At 45.0% G+C, this 15,541-nt stretch carries 16 protein-coding genes and 1 pseudogene; 1 reads left to right on the plus strand and 16 read right to left on the minus strand.

Going from position 1 to position 15,541, the window contains the following annotated elements; all coding sequences use genetic code 11:
- Positions 1-40 precede the first annotated feature (40 nt).
- From A7D27_RS17200 to A7D27_RS17245, 16 genes and pseudogenes are all read right to left on the minus strand, one after another.
- The gene (locus A7D27_RS17200; protein WP_165678789.1) at positions 41-880 is read right to left on the minus strand and encodes a glycosyltransferase; all 840 of its coding nucleotides are present in this window, start codon (positions 878-880) and stop codon (positions 41-43) included.
- Between the two features lie 28 nt (positions 881-908).
- Positions 909-1,652, minus strand: coding sequence for a glycosyltransferase (locus A7D27_RS27280; RefSeq protein ID WP_165678788.1), 744 nt, complete (start codon positions 1,650-1,652; stop codon positions 909-911).
- Positions 1,627-2,616, minus strand: a complete 990-nt coding sequence (locus A7D27_RS27285) for a GDP-L-fucose synthase (RefSeq protein ID WP_083265667.1) — start codon at positions 2,614-2,616, stop codon at positions 1,627-1,629. The genes A7D27_RS27280 and A7D27_RS27285 overlap by 26 nt, the downstream gene beginning before the upstream one ends.
- Positions 2,617-2,618: 2 nt before the next feature.
- Positions 2,619-3,737 carry a GDP-mannose 4,6-dehydratase gene (gmd, locus tag A7D27_RS17210; protein ID WP_069565538.1) on the minus strand — a complete coding sequence of 373 codons (1,119 nt, stop codon included), beginning with the start codon at positions 3,735-3,737 and terminating at the stop codon, positions 2,619-2,621.
- Positions 3,738-3,747: 10 nt separating this feature from the next.
- Entirely contained in the window at positions 3,748-4,884 is a 1,137-nt protein-coding gene (locus A7D27_RS27945) for a hypothetical protein (RefSeq protein WP_139134117.1), read from the minus strand.
- A 13-nt stretch (positions 4,885-4,897) separates the two neighbouring features.
- Entirely contained in the window at positions 4,898-5,662 is a 765-nt protein-coding gene (locus A7D27_RS27290; RefSeq protein ID WP_083265668.1) for a class I SAM-dependent methyltransferase, read from the minus strand.
- A 4-nt stretch (positions 5,663-5,666) separates the two neighbouring features.
- Positions 5,667-6,785, minus strand: a complete 1,119-nt coding sequence (locus A7D27_RS17215; protein ID WP_069565539.1) for a DegT/DnrJ/EryC1/StrS aminotransferase family protein — start codon at positions 6,783-6,785, stop codon at positions 5,667-5,669.
- Between the two features lies 1 nt (position 6,786).
- Positions 6,787-7,215: a hypothetical protein gene (locus A7D27_RS17220; RefSeq protein WP_069565540.1), complete on the minus strand. Its 429-nt coding sequence runs from the start codon at positions 7,213-7,215 to the stop codon at positions 6,787-6,789.
- A gap of 11 nt (positions 7,216-7,226) precedes the next feature.
- Positions 7,227-8,210, minus strand: a complete 984-nt coding sequence (locus A7D27_RS27295; RefSeq protein ID WP_083265669.1) for a glycosyltransferase family 2 protein — start codon at positions 8,208-8,210, stop codon at positions 7,227-7,229.
- A complete protein-coding gene (locus A7D27_RS27300) occupies positions 8,207-8,821 on the minus strand; it encodes a class I SAM-dependent methyltransferase (protein WP_083265670.1) in 615 nt (204 codons plus the stop codon). The genes A7D27_RS27295 and A7D27_RS27300 overlap by 4 nt, the downstream gene beginning before the upstream one ends.
- A gap of 61 nt (positions 8,822-8,882) precedes the next feature.
- Entirely contained in the window at positions 8,883-10,313 is a 1,431-nt protein-coding gene (locus tag A7D27_RS27305; RefSeq protein ID WP_083265671.1) for an oligosaccharide flippase family protein, read from the minus strand.
- Positions 10,310-11,296, minus strand: coding sequence for an NAD-dependent epimerase (locus tag A7D27_RS17225; RefSeq protein ID WP_069565541.1), 987 nt, complete (start codon positions 11,294-11,296; stop codon positions 10,310-10,312). The genes A7D27_RS27305 and A7D27_RS17225 overlap by 4 nt, the downstream gene beginning before the upstream one ends.
- Entirely contained in the window at positions 11,296-12,462 is a 1,167-nt protein-coding gene (locus A7D27_RS17230) for a nucleotide sugar dehydrogenase (RefSeq protein WP_069565542.1), read from the minus strand. The genes A7D27_RS17225 and A7D27_RS17230 overlap by 1 nt, the downstream gene beginning before the upstream one ends.
- Complete coding sequence (locus A7D27_RS17235; RefSeq protein ID WP_277344963.1) at positions 12,459-13,880, minus strand: mannose-1-phosphate guanylyltransferase/mannose-6-phosphate isomerase; 1,422 nt, start codon at positions 13,878-13,880, stop codon at positions 12,459-12,461. The genes A7D27_RS17230 and A7D27_RS17235 overlap by 4 nt, the downstream gene beginning before the upstream one ends.
- Positions 13,881-14,404: 524 nt before the next feature.
- Positions 14,405-14,689, minus strand: a complete 285-nt coding sequence (ihfB, locus tag A7D27_RS17240; protein WP_069565544.1) for an integration host factor subunit beta — start codon at positions 14,687-14,689, stop codon at positions 14,405-14,407.
- Positions 14,690-14,835: 146 nt separating this feature from the next.
- Positions 14,836-15,106: pseudogene (locus tag A7D27_RS17245) on the minus strand (integrase core domain-containing protein); the annotation flags it as partial.
- A 186-nt stretch (positions 15,107-15,292) separates the two neighbouring features.
- On the opposite strand from A7D27_RS17245, the gene A7D27_RS17250 reads away from it, so the two are divergent.
- Positions 15,293-15,541 (plus strand): transposase (locus A7D27_RS17250; RefSeq protein WP_139134118.1); only part of this gene is annotated, 249 nt, incomplete at its 3' end.

Here is a 15,541-nt window from a genome sequence, read left to right on the forward strand (position 1 = left end):
GAATTTTAATTTATCAAAAATATATTACATATAGAGTCAACTACAACCAAACTAGGAAGGCTCGGCGGAGAAATTTCACTAACGAGAGACAAGTCCAAAAAAATAAGCTCAGCAGGTTAATACCACCTGCGCGATATAGACTCCAGTAGCCTGCGAGCTCACCTTTTTCCATATCCCACAGACGACTACTAAGCCCCGAGGCTCCGTACACCGCCTTATAATTAAAAGTCAGCGCCTGCTTGAAACGGCAACATTCGCCAACAAAGAAAATAACATGAAGCCAGAGCCGATAATCCTCACAATAACGCTGACCATCGACAAAACGTTTTTTAATATCACGCCGAACCATAACAGTTGAGGTAGGAAAGCGATTGGACATCAACAGTTGGCTCTTAGACACACGAATAGGCGAAACTGCATCAAAGCGATATTTCTTTCTGCGCTCGTCGCCCATAATTACCAGATGGCTGGTCAAAACAACATTTGGATTTAATCTCATCCAACCATACTGCAGTTCTATTTTTTGGGGGTGCCAACTATCATCCGAATCAAGAAATGCCACATACTCCCCCTGAGCAATTTTCCACCCTGCATTACGAGCGCTACCAGGTCCGCCATTACTAGATAACTCACAAACCCTTAACCAACTCTTACCATAGAGCGCCTGGAGCGCAAAAAGCAGGCTCAGAGTGCCATCTTGACTACAATCGTCTACAAGAATAACCTCTAATGGCAAGAGTGTCTGAGAAGCAATGGAGTCTACCGCTCGGGCAATAGATGCGGAACATCGGTAACATGGAATAACAACACTGACACTTGCAGTCGAACGCAATTGCTGCATAGGCGATTCAGCAAAATAGCCAAATTCTTTCTTGATCATATCTGGCACACTGGCGCTCATAAGAGTACTAAGAACCGCGAATGAGACGCGGGGAGTGCTTGAGTAAGCGCAGAATGAATAATAGCACCTGCAATGGGCGCCATTCGAACTGCATCTGAATGCGAAAGAACTCTGTTAGGGTGCCTAAAGTGTCAGTTGAGCTGATTCCACCATCACCGAAGCGACCGGCATAAAAATCAGCCACACAAATAGTGGCACCCTGCTTTATCGCGCGCAAGATAAAAAGCTGATCCGCTGCTATAGGATAGAACCGGGAATAAAAACCTATTTCGTGCTGATCGTGGAGGCTCTTTCTATACACCGACCCGACAGCATGGGAGGTAACATAAGCCATACCTCCTGCCAGCCAGGAATAACTGACGGGAGATTTTTTTGTAGTAGTTCCATATTCAATAGAGGCCGTCACTATATCTGCTTTACTTTTCGCGAGCCAAGACTTGTAGTTGGCGACAGCATCCGGAGAGAGCACATCATCCGCCCCAATGACTAAATAGTAGTCACCAGAACTAAGTCTAACTGACTTGTTTAAGGCATCGTATATTCCGAAATCTGGCTCCGATCGATAAACCAGACGCAAATCCTTGACTTCCTTTAGCATATTTACGGTGCCATCCGAAGATCCGGCATCCATTACTACCCATTCAAAATCCAGATCAGTTTGTGCACGAAGTGATGCAAGTAATTCAGGCAATACACAAGCAGCGTTGTAGGTGGCGGTAATAATACTAAGAGTAGGTTTTCGACTGCTCATTATTACAGCCTCCACGCAAAAAATCTTTGTAGGCATGTCTGAGGCCTATTTCTAGCTCCACCTCTGGTCGCCAACCTAACATTTCAAGCTTGGAGCTGTTCATCAACTTCCGAGGCGCTCCATCTGGTTTACTTGTATCGAAGACCAATCGCCCGGTATAGCCGACCACCTTCGCAACCAGTTCGGCAACCTCGCGAATACTCTGGTCATGACCACACCCAACATTAATATGTGAGCATGTCGGCGATACTGCCTCCTGCCACTGCGCGCGCGAGAGAGACATAACATGTACGCTAGCTGTAGCCATATCATCGACGTAAAGAAACTCTCGACGAGGCAAACCACTACCCCACACCGCAACCTCCGCACTTTTGCTTAATTTAGCCTCATGAAAGCGGCGAATAAGAGCAGGAATAACATGACTGTTTTCTGGATGATAGTTGTCACCGGGACCATACAGGTTTGTTGGCATCACACTACGATAGTCACGACCATATTGACGATTATAGCTCTCACAAAGCTTGATACCGGCAATTTTGGCAATGGCGTAAGGCTCGTTTGTTGGCTCCAAAGCGCCGGTTAATAGAGCATCCTCAGCCATAGGCTGGGCAGCTAGCCGAGGATAAATGCAGGATGAGCCAAGAAAAAGTAACTTCTCCACACTCGCTTGATGGGCGCTGTGAATAACATTGGCTTGGATCATTAAATTTTCGTACATAAACTCAGCAGGGTAGGTATTGTTAGCATGAATACCTCCAACTTTTGCCGCAGCTAAGTAGATCAGGTTAATGCGATTATCCTGAAAGAAATTATGCACCGCACCCTGATCGAGTAAATTTAACTCATCGCGCGTAGCAGTCAGAATATTTTTATAGCCCGACCTCTCTAGATTTCTAACAATCGCTGAACCGACCATACCTCGATGGCCGGCAACAAAGATAGTCTGGCTCAAATCTTGGACCACGCTCAGTTCTCCACCGAAACCGGCACTTCATGACCATGCGCCTTAAGTAATGCATGGCGTTGTGCGACCTTGAGATCCTCGCGCACCATCTCAGCACACATTTCCTGCACCGTGATTTCGGGAACCCAGCCCAAGCATTTCTTCGCTTTGGTAGGATCCCCCAGCAGTGTTTCCACCTCAGCCGGACGAAAATAACGAGGGTCAACACGAACTACGACATCGCCCACATTAAGAGCCGGTGCTTTACAGCCCTCTATTGCCACGATGATTGCGATCTCATTTACCCCCTTCCCCTCAAAACGCAGCGAAATACCAAGCTCCGCGGCGGACCACTCAATGAACTGACGCACGGAATACTGCATCCCGGTCGCGATAACAAAATCCTCCGGCTGATCCTGCTGCAGCATCATCCACTGCATCCGCACATAATCCTTAGCGTGGCCCCAGTCACGCAAAGCATCCATATTGCCCATATACAAACACTGCTCCAAACCTTGGGCGATATTAGCAAGTCCTCGAGTGATCTTACGGGTTACGAAAGTTTCACCACGGCGTGGGGATTCATGGTTAAACAGGATTCCATTGCAGGCATACATACCGTATGCCTCACGGTAATTAACCGTGATCCAATAGGCATACAGCTTAGCCACGGCGTATGGTGATCGCGGATAAAAAGGCGTCGATTCCTTTTGGGGGGTTTCTTGAACTAAGCCATACAACTCTGATGTAGAAGCCTGATAGAACCTTGTCTTTTTCTCCAGGCCCAATAGACGGATAGCCTCCAACAATCGTAACGTGCCCATAGCATCGACATCCGCCGTGTACTCAGGCGACTCAAAGCTGACTGCAACATGTGACTGAGCACCAAGGTTATAAACCTCGTCCGGTTGAACCTCCTGTAAAATACGAGTGAGGTTGGAAGAGTCGGTTAAGTCGCCATAATGAAGCACAAAATTCTTATTCTCTACATGGGGATCCTGATAGATATGATCCACGCGTTGCGTGTTGAGCGACGAAGCACGGCGTTTAACGCCATGAACTGTATAACCTTTTTCAAGCAGAAATTCTGCAAGATAGGAACCGTCTTGGCCAGTAATACCAGTAATCAAGGCCTTTTTCATGATAGGAGTCTCACTCTGCACTGCTAGAATAATCTGGAAGCAACTGTTGAATCAACTGATCTTCATAATTGGAAAAATCAAATACATTACTAAACAAATTAACTGCACCATCACTCATAGATTGCTCCAAGCAAGACAACCCTAGAAAGACATCCGTCGCGAAGGGAACAACAAATCCAGCATTATAGTGCTGGATCAGGTGACCTATTTCACCTCTTAAATTTGTTATTACTGGCACACCATGCCGTAAGTAATTTGAAATTTTCCCAGAGGCCAATCCTATGTATTCGATGTTCTTGCCCAAGAACGGGTTACCAGGGACGCTTCTATAAAATGCCAAACCGACATCGACACCATCAAAAAGGCTGGCCATGGCATTGAAATCCATCGGCTCAGCGCTCATAAAAATTTTACTGCTGGAAAAGCCATTAAGAAATGCTGCAGACTCGCCATCAAAACGACCATGCACAATTAGACACCACATGCTATCAGACGAAACACAGAAAGCTTTTATAATATCATCTGCGCACGTCCAATCCGCAAGGCTACCAATGATAATCGCTACTTTTTTATCCATTGGAATTCCAAGTTTGTCCCGGACACGCCAACCTTGCGGCGTGGGGAGTCCGGCGTTCCCAACAGGAACTAGCACACTCGGAAAATTTATATTATTCTGCAAAGCAAGAAATCTCTCCCTTACATGGTCTTGAACAACACAGAAACTCACCCTTCGACACGCAGCAACTTCCATTTCTTTCTTTCTCGCGCCAAGTTCATCCGCGAACATTATTTCAAAACTAAAGAAACCCAATCGCTTCCGAAATAAAGAGGAAAGAAATTCCGCCTGAATAATACCGCAGTGATCCACACCTACTATACAGGTTGAACGTGATATTACTTTCAAATGCCGCGCGTATAAAAATAAGACCAATAAACACTTCGTAAATCGAGGCAGCCGCTCACCAAAGTCAGCGAGAATCTTGTTTAATAGTCGCGAAAGCAAACCCTTAGGCCGTCCACCATAGTAGGCGTCTCCAGGCAAAAAAAGGGCCGAGGCCCCATGCCGAGCAATTGCCCCACTAATTTCATACAAAGTAGGATTATTAAGATGATTACCTTCTGGATGTATAAACACAACGGTATTCAAATTACTAACCATACTAAAGCCGACGTAAAACGCTGCAACCAGACCAAGAGCGCAACGAAGGCTCTTCCTCACTTAACCAAGCCTGATGGCTGAGAATCTCAAAACCACTCTTCTCCGCAAAAAGCTCAATTTCTTGAAGAAAAAGATAACGCATAAAATGTTTCTCTCGGATCACTTCAGAAATGCTTCCTACATCTACACGAGTTTCATAGTTTACCTCAACAACGCTGCGCTGCTCGTCTAATTCAGACTCTGCAATTCTTAAAATAGATAGATCTCCGTCACTGAGCCTCTTAACCCTAGTTTCAGGCCTCATAGTTAGGACAGCTGGACCATACCAGTAATCGAAAACAAATACTCCACCCTCATTTAAATGGGCGGCAGCTGTAATAAAGGCTGCTTGTAGATCAGAATTTTTATTCTGATAGCTAAAAACATGAAAAAGAGATAAAACCACATTAAATCGACGAGCTGTTCGGTAAGTCCGCACATCACCTTGAGAAAAATTCAGGCGTTGACGTAAATCCGGCAAAAGCGTATTGCGTCGACGCTCAGCAGACTCCAACATGGAATCACTCAGGTCAATTCCATGCACTTCATGTCCAGCCTCTGCAAACATTTGAGCATGCATGCCTGTTCCACATCCCATTTCAAAAATTGAGCATTTTCCTGGGGCGTAGCGGTTAATCAGAGACAATACAAAATCGACTTCAAGTTGATAATTTTTGTCCCGATAGAGCAAATCATAATAACGGGCATATTGATCAAAAACCTTCATACCATTACCTATCCATTAACTTTCGAACAGCATGAATAACTTTACTCTGCTGGTCATGCGTTAGAGCCAAGCCACTAGGTACATAGAAACCGCGCCGCGCAAGCCTTTCCGAAACGGGATAAGACTCGCCGCGAAACAATCCCATTTTCTGGAATACCGGCTGCTCATGCATAGGCCAAAAGAATGGCCTCGTGCCGATACCCATTTCTGCTAAAAACGCCATAGCCTCTACGGCGTCAAATGGAACACTATCATCCAGCACCATACCAAACACCCAATAGATATTCTCGGCATAGTCCGTTTTGGATAAAGGCAGTTGCAGGCCTGTTATCCCGGCTAAGCCTGATTGATAAACAGCCCCCATCTGTCTTTTGAGCTGCACAAACTCTGTGAGACGCTCTAACTGAGCCACCCCCAAGGCGGCCTGTAAATTGGTCATGCGCAGGTTCCAACCCAAGCGTTCATGCACAAAACGCTTTTGGGGCTGGAAACAGAGATTTCTCAAGCTCCGACACTTATCGGCCAAATGATCGTCATCTGTGACAATCATTCCACCCTCGCCCGTTGTAATATGTTTATTTGGATAGAAGCTGAAAATACTGATGTCGCCAAAGCTACCGCAAGAATGCCCTTTATAGGTCTGCCCATGCACCTCTGCAGCATCTTCAACAACTTTTAGGCCGTAGCGCCGAGCAAGCTCAAGCAGTGGATCCATATCGACAGGCAAGCCATATATGTGCACTGCCATAATAGCCTTGGTTCGAGAAGTAATTTTCTTCTCTACCTGCGTAATGTCCATATTCCAAGTTGACGGGTCACTATCAACAAGCACCGGCACTAGTCCAGCACGGATAATTTGGCTGATGCATGAAATAATGGTAAACGTTGGCAAGATGATTTCGTCACCAGCCTCAAAACCAAGCGCTTCTATCGCAGCATCAATAGCAGCAGTGCCGTTAGATACGGCAATTGCATGTTTACGCCCTATACTGGTGGCAAACCCATCTTCGAATTGCTTAATAAATGGCCCCTCAGAAGAGATCCATCCTGTCTCTATACACTCGAGCAGGTATTTTTTTTCGTTACCATTCAGGAGCGGCTCATTAACTGGGACAAAATTCATCTTATTTCCACTTCACCTGATCAGTTGTCAGAGGTTCGAAACGGGTTTTATCCGCATCTCCAGCATAGGGCCCCTGTTTGACCTCAATGATCTCACTTGCTTCTAGCATCTTAAATCCATGCCCACCGAAAGCCAGCAAAATCACATCGCCTTGGAACAGCGAACGACTTTCTAAATAATTTTGCTCTTCATCATAGAAATCCACTTGTACCCGACCTGACTTTATAAACAAGACTTCTTTTGTGTACTGAACCTCTCGTGGCACCGGATTATGGACATGTGGGGGAATCACATAACCTTCGGGACGACTCATATAGCCCAGCTGCTGCGAATAATCATCTGGAGTGAAAAAATGTATACCATCCTGTCGAAAATTTGCGCGCAGTATTAATGCAAGTAGCTTGCCGTCCCTTATAATTTCTTCGACCATGGACGAACTCCTCAGTAATAAGTAAATCGATGCACCCAGTCGCGAACCTCTGGATCATCTCTATACAAATTTTGATGATAATCAAAGCCCGCTTTATATCCTTTCTTGAACTCAGCTAAAACGCAGTTTAGCTCTCTACCGCCAAGAAATTCATTCTTTTTATGAATTACAAAATTAAAAGCCCTCAAAAAAAAACCAACTTTATGGCTTATGGTCGATGCACCAAGTTGACTTTCGCGCAGACGCGTAAAGGAATCAGAAACGCCTTGATTGAACCCCCGCTGATAAAAATAGCGAATAGTCATTCGCTCCGGCGTCACCTTGTGATAAACAGATGCCCCGGGGTGAAATACACATTTCATTTTTGAATTCTCGACAAAACTAGAAACGTACGTTTCCCCGTCACCACGAAAACGAATAAGTTCCTGAGGCATCCCGTCGGGATGAAATCCACCAGCCTCAAGCAATATTTCTTTACGGATAGAAAAATTGCACCCCCACACTAGATGAGGTGAGATTTCTGTTGGAGCACTGACAAACTCAATCACACTTAGAGATGGAATAGAGTAATAGCCTTGACAGTTAGAGCGTTCCCATAGGCGTCGAAGCCAGCGTGGGGGCTCCTCAAGAAAATACGGATAATTATTTCCACCGACCATTGCTACCCCAGAGTCTTGAAATGCCTCCGAAATACTTTCTAGCCAAGTAGGTAATGCTTCGATATCATCGTCAGCAAAAACAAGTATTTCTCCTTTAGCTCTCTGCATTCCTGCATGACGCCCATTGTGGAGACCTGGCTCTGGCGCATATATACCTATCAGGTTAGGCATTTTGCCCTTATAGAACTCAATTACATCTGGCGTCGAATCTGAGGACCCATTATCAACCACCAGAACTTCGAATAACGAGCTTTCTAAGCGTTGATAAACAATAGACTGTAAAGCTTGGGCTAATAAATTAGAACGATTTCGAGTGGGAATAATAACCGAGATCATGGGTGTGTCGCCAAGGCGCCCCACCACATATTAGGCAAGCCTTCATGATGCTCCACAAGAGGCATCACCTCCTCATGCACGACACGCTGCACGCCTTCAGCCCAACCGTAGTCATGAAAAACGACAATAGCTCCAGGTTTTAGAAAGCTCTTATAAAAATCCCAATCAGCCTTAGCACCTTCGTATGAGTGATCACCATCAATGAATAAGAGATCAAGTTCGGAAATGGTATCTCGAACCACTCCTACCACCTCCGTACTATAGCCTCGCACAGGAACTATATTCCCCGAGTACTTTTCAGTATTTCTCCTAAACTCACTCCAAGTGTCTCTCTGCCCCTCAGTCATGGCATCGTTATTCCAAGTATCAACACATAAAATTTTGGCGATTGGATTTCCTTTTAGTGCTGCGCCAAAACTACAAGCTGAGGCACCAACATAGGAACCAATCTCACATATATAATTGCACCCTAATGCCAAGTTGTGCAGAGCTACTCGTTCATCTACCGTCAAGTGAGACTCGACATTAAAAGCACGATACAAAGCAGGATATCGCACCATAAGAAAAAGTCTCCTTAACTCGCTCTTTAAGGACGATAATTTTAAATCCATAGCAAACTCCAAGAGACCATATCAACCAAAAAACTGCAGCGTATACAGACTATTAGCGATCTCATTTATCATAAACGACCAATTTTACTGAAAAATAGAATATTAGAACCTCCCTTTTATTAATAAGAAAAATACCAGCCAAATAAATTAAAAATGTCGCCACACTTAGGAAGATTACACCAAATAGATCTTGCCTAACATTGCCCCAAAATAAAAATGCAAGAAAAATGCAAGAAATCGCACATAAGCTTGTGAAAAGTAAATTCTTAAACAGTCTAAAAAAATCCACTTCCACAATAGTTGAGACGCAATACAAATGAATAAATACCCCTATAAAAACCAGTGCAAAACGTGCAAAAACAAACTCCTCTAACCCAATTGGAGCAAAAATCAAGTATCCAAGAATATAGAAAACCATAGAAACAGACAGTGCTACGGTTTCTAAGTGAGGTTTTCCAGCCGCGCGATAGTACTCTCCGTTAAATCCTACAATCCAAGCGTATCCATGAATCAGGCCAAAAAAAGCACCTACAAAGCCAAGTCCCGCCCACTTTTCTCCAAACATAAAATTTGAACCAAAATAGAATATCACAAACACAAGTACCGAAAGAAGGACACCGACCAGAATTACTTTATTGACGAGATCATTATAGTGTGCGGAAAGCTTTTTTTCTTTTAAATCCGAAACAACCAGAAGACTATAAAGAACCGGAACAATTGGAACTAATAGAAGCGCAAAAACTGCTGTGACTAATTGATTCCCCATTCGGTACAGTCCTAGTTCATGGCCACCGAAATAGACGCCAACAATAAGAGAGTCAGCCCATTGATAAAACCATAACAAAATTCCAGTTATACCTACCCAACTACTAAATTTTGATATTTCTTTAGCAATAGCAAAATCAAATTGGAAATGCGGTTTCCATCTCGTAACACGCCAAAGCATAAAGACCTGCACTGCTTGACCAAACAATGTTCCTGTCACCAATGCCCAATATCCCCATCCATACCAAGCCAGCGGTACAGAAGCTATGCCAGGGAGACTAACCGTCACAAACCGAACCCAGAATATTTTTTTAAAGCTCATTTCCTTTTGCAACAACGCGGTTTGCACAGAGCATAGGGCACTCAAAATTATCTGAACACTCATAGCTTGCAATACAGCAGCAACGCGTGCATCTTGAAATACAGCTATCGCCACCAAAGTTGACGACATATAAAGAGAAAATGCGATAGCTGTGGCGAGTATTAAGTTAATCCAAAATGCCGCATTTGCTGCCTCTTCGATATGGGTTCGACGCTGGATCAGAGCTTTCCCCATACCGACCTCCCAAAATATCTGAGAGAACGCAACGACCATAAGTGCGGCGGTCATCACGCCGAAATCCTCGGGCACAAGGAGACGTGCCAACGCGATAAACACCAAGGGTTGCACAAACTTAGTTGAAAGTTCAGCTAAAAATGACCATTTAAGCGCTGTTGTGAAACTCATGATGCTATATTGGCCTTATACCACTCAACCCAAGAGCCAATACCCTCTACGAGATTAGTGCGTGGCACGAAGCCTATAGCTAACTTCAAAGCATTGATATCAGCATATGTATTAGGTACATCGCCGTCTTGCATCGGCAAGTATTTCTTTTTCGCTACGATACCGACAGCACTTTCGATACAACTGATAAAATCAGACAGCGGTACTGGAGAGTTATTTCCGACATTATATATAGAATATGGCGTGCTACCCTGTACACCCTCTAAGCCTTCCTCGGGAATCCGATCTAAAACACCTACAGTCCCATCTACAACATCATCGATATATGTAAAGTCTCTGAGCATTTTTCCGTGATTGAATACGTTAATAGTACGCCCCTCAAGAATCGCCGAGGTAAAAAGCCAAGGCGCCATATCAGGACGCCCCCAGGGCCCATATACCGTAAAATATCGCAGCCCCGTAGTCGGTAAATTGTATAAATGGCTGTAACTGTGCGCCATCAACTCATTGGACTTCTTTGTTGCCGCATACAAAGAAACCGGGTGATCAACACTATCCTCAACAGAAAATGGTACTTTCGTGTTCGCACCATAAACACTAGAAGAACTCGCATATACAAGATGCTCGACACAAGTGTTCCTGCAGCCTTCTAAAACATTGGCAAACCCAACCAGATTACTCTGTATATAGACACTTGGATTCTCCAGGGAGTAACGAACCCCAGCCTGTGCGGCTAAGTTAATCACCTTGTTAGGCTTTAAATCAAAAAAAGTTTTTCTGACAAAGGCAGCATCAGCAATATCACCCAAAAAAAATGAAAAATTCTTATAGCTTTCAAGTTGCTTCAGACGTCTTTTCTTAAGTAGCGGATCATAATAGGAATTTAGATTATCAACGCCCACTACCTGATCACCCCGGTCAAGCAACCGCTTCGCGACATGCATACCTATAAATCCAGCAACTCCCGTTACTAAAACTCTCATTAATCCGCTCCGAATAAATCGCGCGTGTAAACTTTATCAGCCACATCGTTCAATATATCGCTATATCGATTAGCAATGATGACATCTGCTTCTTCTTTAAACACCATCAAATCATTAATGACCCTTGAGCGATAGAACTCTGCCCCTTTAAAAGTCGGCTCGAAAATAATCACATCTATACCTTTGGCCTTCAGTCGCTTCATAACGCCCTGGATAGCAGACGCTCGAAAATTATCACTGCCAGCCTTCATAACGAGCCTGTAGATACCTACGACTCGTGGATTACGTCTCAAAATATCTTCTGCGATAAAGTCTTTACGAGTGGTGTTTGCTTCAACAATTGCGCGGATTAGATTCTGAGGTACATCTCGGTAGTTGGCTAAAAGTTGTTTGGCATCTTTCGGCAAACAGTAACCACCATAACCAAAACTTGGATTATTATAATATCTCCCAATACGCTCATCCAAGCACACCCCGTCGATTATCTGTCTAGTATCTAAACCATGAGTGGCTGCGTAGGTATCCAACTCATTAAAAAATGCCACACGCATCGCAAGAAACGTGTTCGCGAAAAGTTTGATAGCCTCAGCTTCATCGCTGTTCGTTAAAAGAACCTCCACACCCTGCTTAACAGCACCGCGCTGTAAGAGTCCAGCAAAAACTTCTGCTCTAGTTGACCGCTCTCCTACAACAATTCGACCTGGGTGGAGATTGTCATACAGTGCTCGTCCCTCACGGAGGAACTCGGGGGAGAATATCAAATTTTCGGTATTGAACTCCCGCCTGGCTCTTGCGGTATAGCCGACCGGTACTGTTGACTTGATGACCATCAACGCTCTGGGATTAATTGAAATAACATCACAGATAACACTTTCAATGGACTGTGTATTGAAATAATTTGTCTTGGGATCATAGTCTGTCGGTGTCGCAATGATGACGAAATCAGCCCCTTCATACGCTTCTCGCTTATTCAGTGTCGCACGAAAATTAAGGACTTTATTATCTAAGAATGCTTGAACTTCTACATCTTCGATGGGTGATTTTCGGCGGTTCAGTAGGTCTACTCTCTCAGGAACGAGATCTACAGCCACGACTTCATTGTGCTGTGCAAGCAGAACAGCATTAGCCAAACCAACATAGCCCAGGCCCGCAATTGCTATTTTCAATGACCTCTCCCGTACTTATCATCAAAGCGCACGATATCATCTTCCCCCAAATAGCTACCAGACTGAACTTCGATGATTTCTAAGGGAATGCTGCCCGGATTTGAAAGGCGGTGGATTTCGCCTAACGGTATGAAGGTGCTTTGATTTTCGGTAAGCAGTAGTGTGTCATCACCTCGCGTAATTTCTGCTGTGCCTTGCACAACAACCCAATGCTCTGCACGATGGTGATGCTTTTGTAAGCTCAAACTTGCTTTAGGATTGACCTGGATGCGCTTAACTTTAAAACGCCCCCCCTCATCGATGCTGTCATACCATCCCCAAGGACGATGAACTTTACGATGGAGAGTACGCTCCTCGCGAGACTGCTCATTTAGCTGACGCACAATTTGCCTAACCTCCTGGCAACGATCTCTATCTGCGACCATAATAGCGTCTGCAGTCTCAATCACCACTAAATTATCCACACCGACCAGCGCCACTAAACGACTACTAGCATGTACAAGGGAGTTATGGCTTTCGGTTATCAGAACATCACCTTTAAGGACGTTACCATTTTCCTCTTTAGCCGATACATTCCAGACAGCATCCCAAGCCCCTAAGTCGCTCCAACCAGAATTCAGTGGCACCATTTTTATTGGAAAGCCGCTACCCGGGCATTTTTCCAAGACAGCGTAGTCGACCGACTCACTTGGCGCGGCAAAAAAAGCATCATTATTAGGTCGAATGAAGACGCCGTCTATTCGCTTGCCAGACCAACTTTCCTCTATAGGCTGTAAAATCTCTGGACCAAAGAATGCGAGAGCCTCTAGCCAAACCGATGCCTTGAGTACAAATATGCCCGCATTCCAGTAGTAGCTTCCTTCGTCTAGATAAATCTGAGCAGTATCCTTATCTGGTTTTTCTACGAAACGCTCGACAACATACGTATTATTTCTAGCTACCCCTGCTTTAATATACCCATATCCAGTTTCGGGTCTATCAGGGTTAACACCTAAAATTACTATATTACCCTCATCCGCTAACGTAACTGCCTCGCGTATAGCAACAAGGAACTCGTGTTCTTTGCTGATAGATTGATCAGCCGGGCTAACTACGAGGATTGGATCACTTTGGGTATCCTGTGCAGCCAACGCTGCCAGCGTCAATGCTGGCGCAGTATTACGACCGATAGGTTCAAGTAGATAGGTAGCATTATTAATATCAAGCTCTCTAAGTTGCTCTTGGGCCAAGAAACGGTGGTGCTCATTGCAAACAATGTAAGGCGCACAAGATGCAGGGGCTTCGCCTAGCAGGCGCCTTATAGTTTGTTGAAACAAACTTTCGTTACCTACTAGGCAAAGAAATTGTTTTGGAAACCCAGTCCGCGACAGCGGCCATAGCCGTGAACCGGAACCGCCACAGAGAACAACTGGTTGAATAGGACTAATTGACATATTAAAATAACACCCAGATGCAATTAATTATAGAGAAATTATTTACGCTTGTACAAGAATCAAAACCTACTAGATATACGCCGATCACCATAGAAATAGAAGAAAATATAATATTATCGCTATCTATGCGATAAATTAATTTGAGCGAACTTAAAACAACTTAAAGATACAGATGCGCTATAGCCAGCACGCAGAGGAATACCTGAATAATAATTTATTGCTTACAGCCACCACACAAAAACTATGTTTTGAATAAATCACAAATCAAAATAAAAACTTATCTCAACGAGCCCCTGAAAAATAAATTATAAACCAACCAAAACACGAGATCATCGAAAAAAACCACGCATAAATAGCGTAACAATATTTAATTCAGAAATTTATTCTACTAACAGCCTCCAAAATACCTAGATAATCACTTCGATAATTCAAGAAATGGAGCATAAAGTTAATAGAAATTACTAGTTCGGCTAGTATGAAGGAGTTGATGGTGTAACGAATACGTCTTTCTAGCCCTCTTCATTGACTCGATCACGCAACTCTTTACCAGGCTTGAAGTGCGGCACAAACTTTCCATCAAGGCGAACAGATTCACCAGTCTTAGGGTTACGCCCCGTGCGCGGTGCTCGGAAATGGAGGGAAAAACTGCCAAACCCCCGTATCTCAATACGATCACCAGTGGCTAGTGCCTGGGACATCTGCTCAAGCATGGTCTTGATAGCGAGTTCAACATCTTTAGCGGAAAGCTGCCCCTGATGGGTGACGATTCGTTCGATCAACTCCGACTTGGTCATGGTTTTTCCCTTCTATTTCAAGCGGCTAGATCAGCACTCGATGCTTTTAGCACGCAACCAGCTTTTTGAACAGCCCTGCAGGGTCATGCGACAGCAGTTGTCTATTCCTGAAATAGGTTTACACCTTTCAGGGCAAGCTCCAGAACTCAAAACGCCCGATGCACCGCATCGGGCGTTTTGTATCTCAGGGCCAGGTGAGGCCGCTCCCGGTTATAGATATCGACGGCCTCACGCACCATGCGGCGTGCCTGTCCGAGGTCGCTGGGAGGGTGCCCCAGCAACTAGTTCTTCAGGATACCGTTGACGCGCTCAGTCAACGCATTCTGGTAACAGTCGTTACCATCAATCATCGAGCAGATTGCCCCCGTGCTGCGCATGCAGGCGTTAGTACAGCCCTGAGCAGTACTGGATGCCTCTGCACCAGATCCCGAACGACCTGGGCAATCAGCGAATCTTGCTCGGGACGCCGGTCTGCCGCACGGTTGCGCTGGTAGTAGGCCTGGCGGCTCAAGCCCCATGAACTGGCAAGCCCTGCTAAGGAAATTCTGCAGAAGACCTCCCAAATCTGGTGAAATAAGCAGATCCCGTTACCTGAGTTTCTCAATTAAGCAGATGACCTTCGCCGATGCCGAGTACGCCGGCAAGCGCAAGCAAACCCGCAAGGAGTTGTTCCTGATCGAGATGGATCAGGTCGTGCCCTGGAAGGGGTTGGTAGCGCTGATCGAGCCGCACTATCCCAAAGGTGAAGGCGGTCGGCCGGCCTACCCATTGATGGCCATGCTCCGCGTGCATCTGATGCAAAACTGGTTCGGTTATAGCGATCCGATGAGTCGCCCCGGTTTTCCTAGGTTT

The sequence above is a fragment of the Pseudomonas sp. 1D4 genome (genome assembly GCF_001728925.1).
In the GTDB taxonomy this organism is placed as follows: domain Bacteria; phylum Pseudomonadota; class Gammaproteobacteria; order Pseudomonadales; family Pseudomonadaceae; genus Metapseudomonas; species Metapseudomonas otitidis.

Excerpts from the sequence above, each read along its gene's own strand:
- A7D27_RS17200 (WP_165678789.1), bottom strand. The coding sequence starts at position 880 with ATGATCAAGAAAGAATTTGGCTATTTTGCTGAATCGCCTATGCAGCAA.
- A7D27_RS27280 (WP_165678788.1), bottom strand. The coding sequence starts at position 1,652 with ATGAGCAGTCGAAAACCTACTCTTAGTATTATTACCGCCACCTACAAC.
- gmd (WP_069565538.1), bottom strand. The coding sequence starts at position 3,737 with ATGAAAAAGGCCTTGATTACTGGTATTACTGGCCAAGACGGTTCCTAT.
- A7D27_RS27290 (WP_083265668.1), bottom strand. The coding sequence starts at position 5,662 with ATGAAGGTTTTTGATCAATATGCCCGTTATTATGATTTGCTCTATCGG.
- A7D27_RS17215 (WP_069565539.1), bottom strand. The coding sequence starts at position 6,785 with ATGAATTTTGTCCCAGTTAATGAGCCGCTCCTGAATGGTAACGAAAAA.
- A7D27_RS17220 (WP_069565540.1), bottom strand. The coding sequence starts at position 7,215 with ATGGTCGAAGAAATTATAAGGGACGGCAAGCTACTTGCATTAATACTG.
- A7D27_RS27295 (WP_083265669.1), bottom strand. The coding sequence starts at position 8,210 with ATGATCTCGGTTATTATTCCCACTCGAAATCGTTCTAATTTATTAGCC.
- A7D27_RS27300 (WP_083265670.1), bottom strand. The coding sequence starts at position 8,821 with ATGGATTTAAAATTATCGTCCTTAAAGAGCGAGTTAAGGAGACTTTTT.
- A7D27_RS27305 (WP_083265671.1), bottom strand. The coding sequence starts at position 10,313 with ATGAGTTTCACAACAGCGCTTAAATGGTCATTTTTAGCTGAACTTTCA.
- A7D27_RS17225 (WP_069565541.1), bottom strand. The coding sequence starts at position 11,296 with ATGAGAGTTTTAGTAACGGGAGTTGCTGGATTTATAGGTATGCATGTC.
- ihfB (WP_069565544.1), bottom strand. The coding sequence starts at position 14,689 with ATGACCAAGTCGGAGTTGATCGAACGAATCGTCACCCATCAGGGGCAG.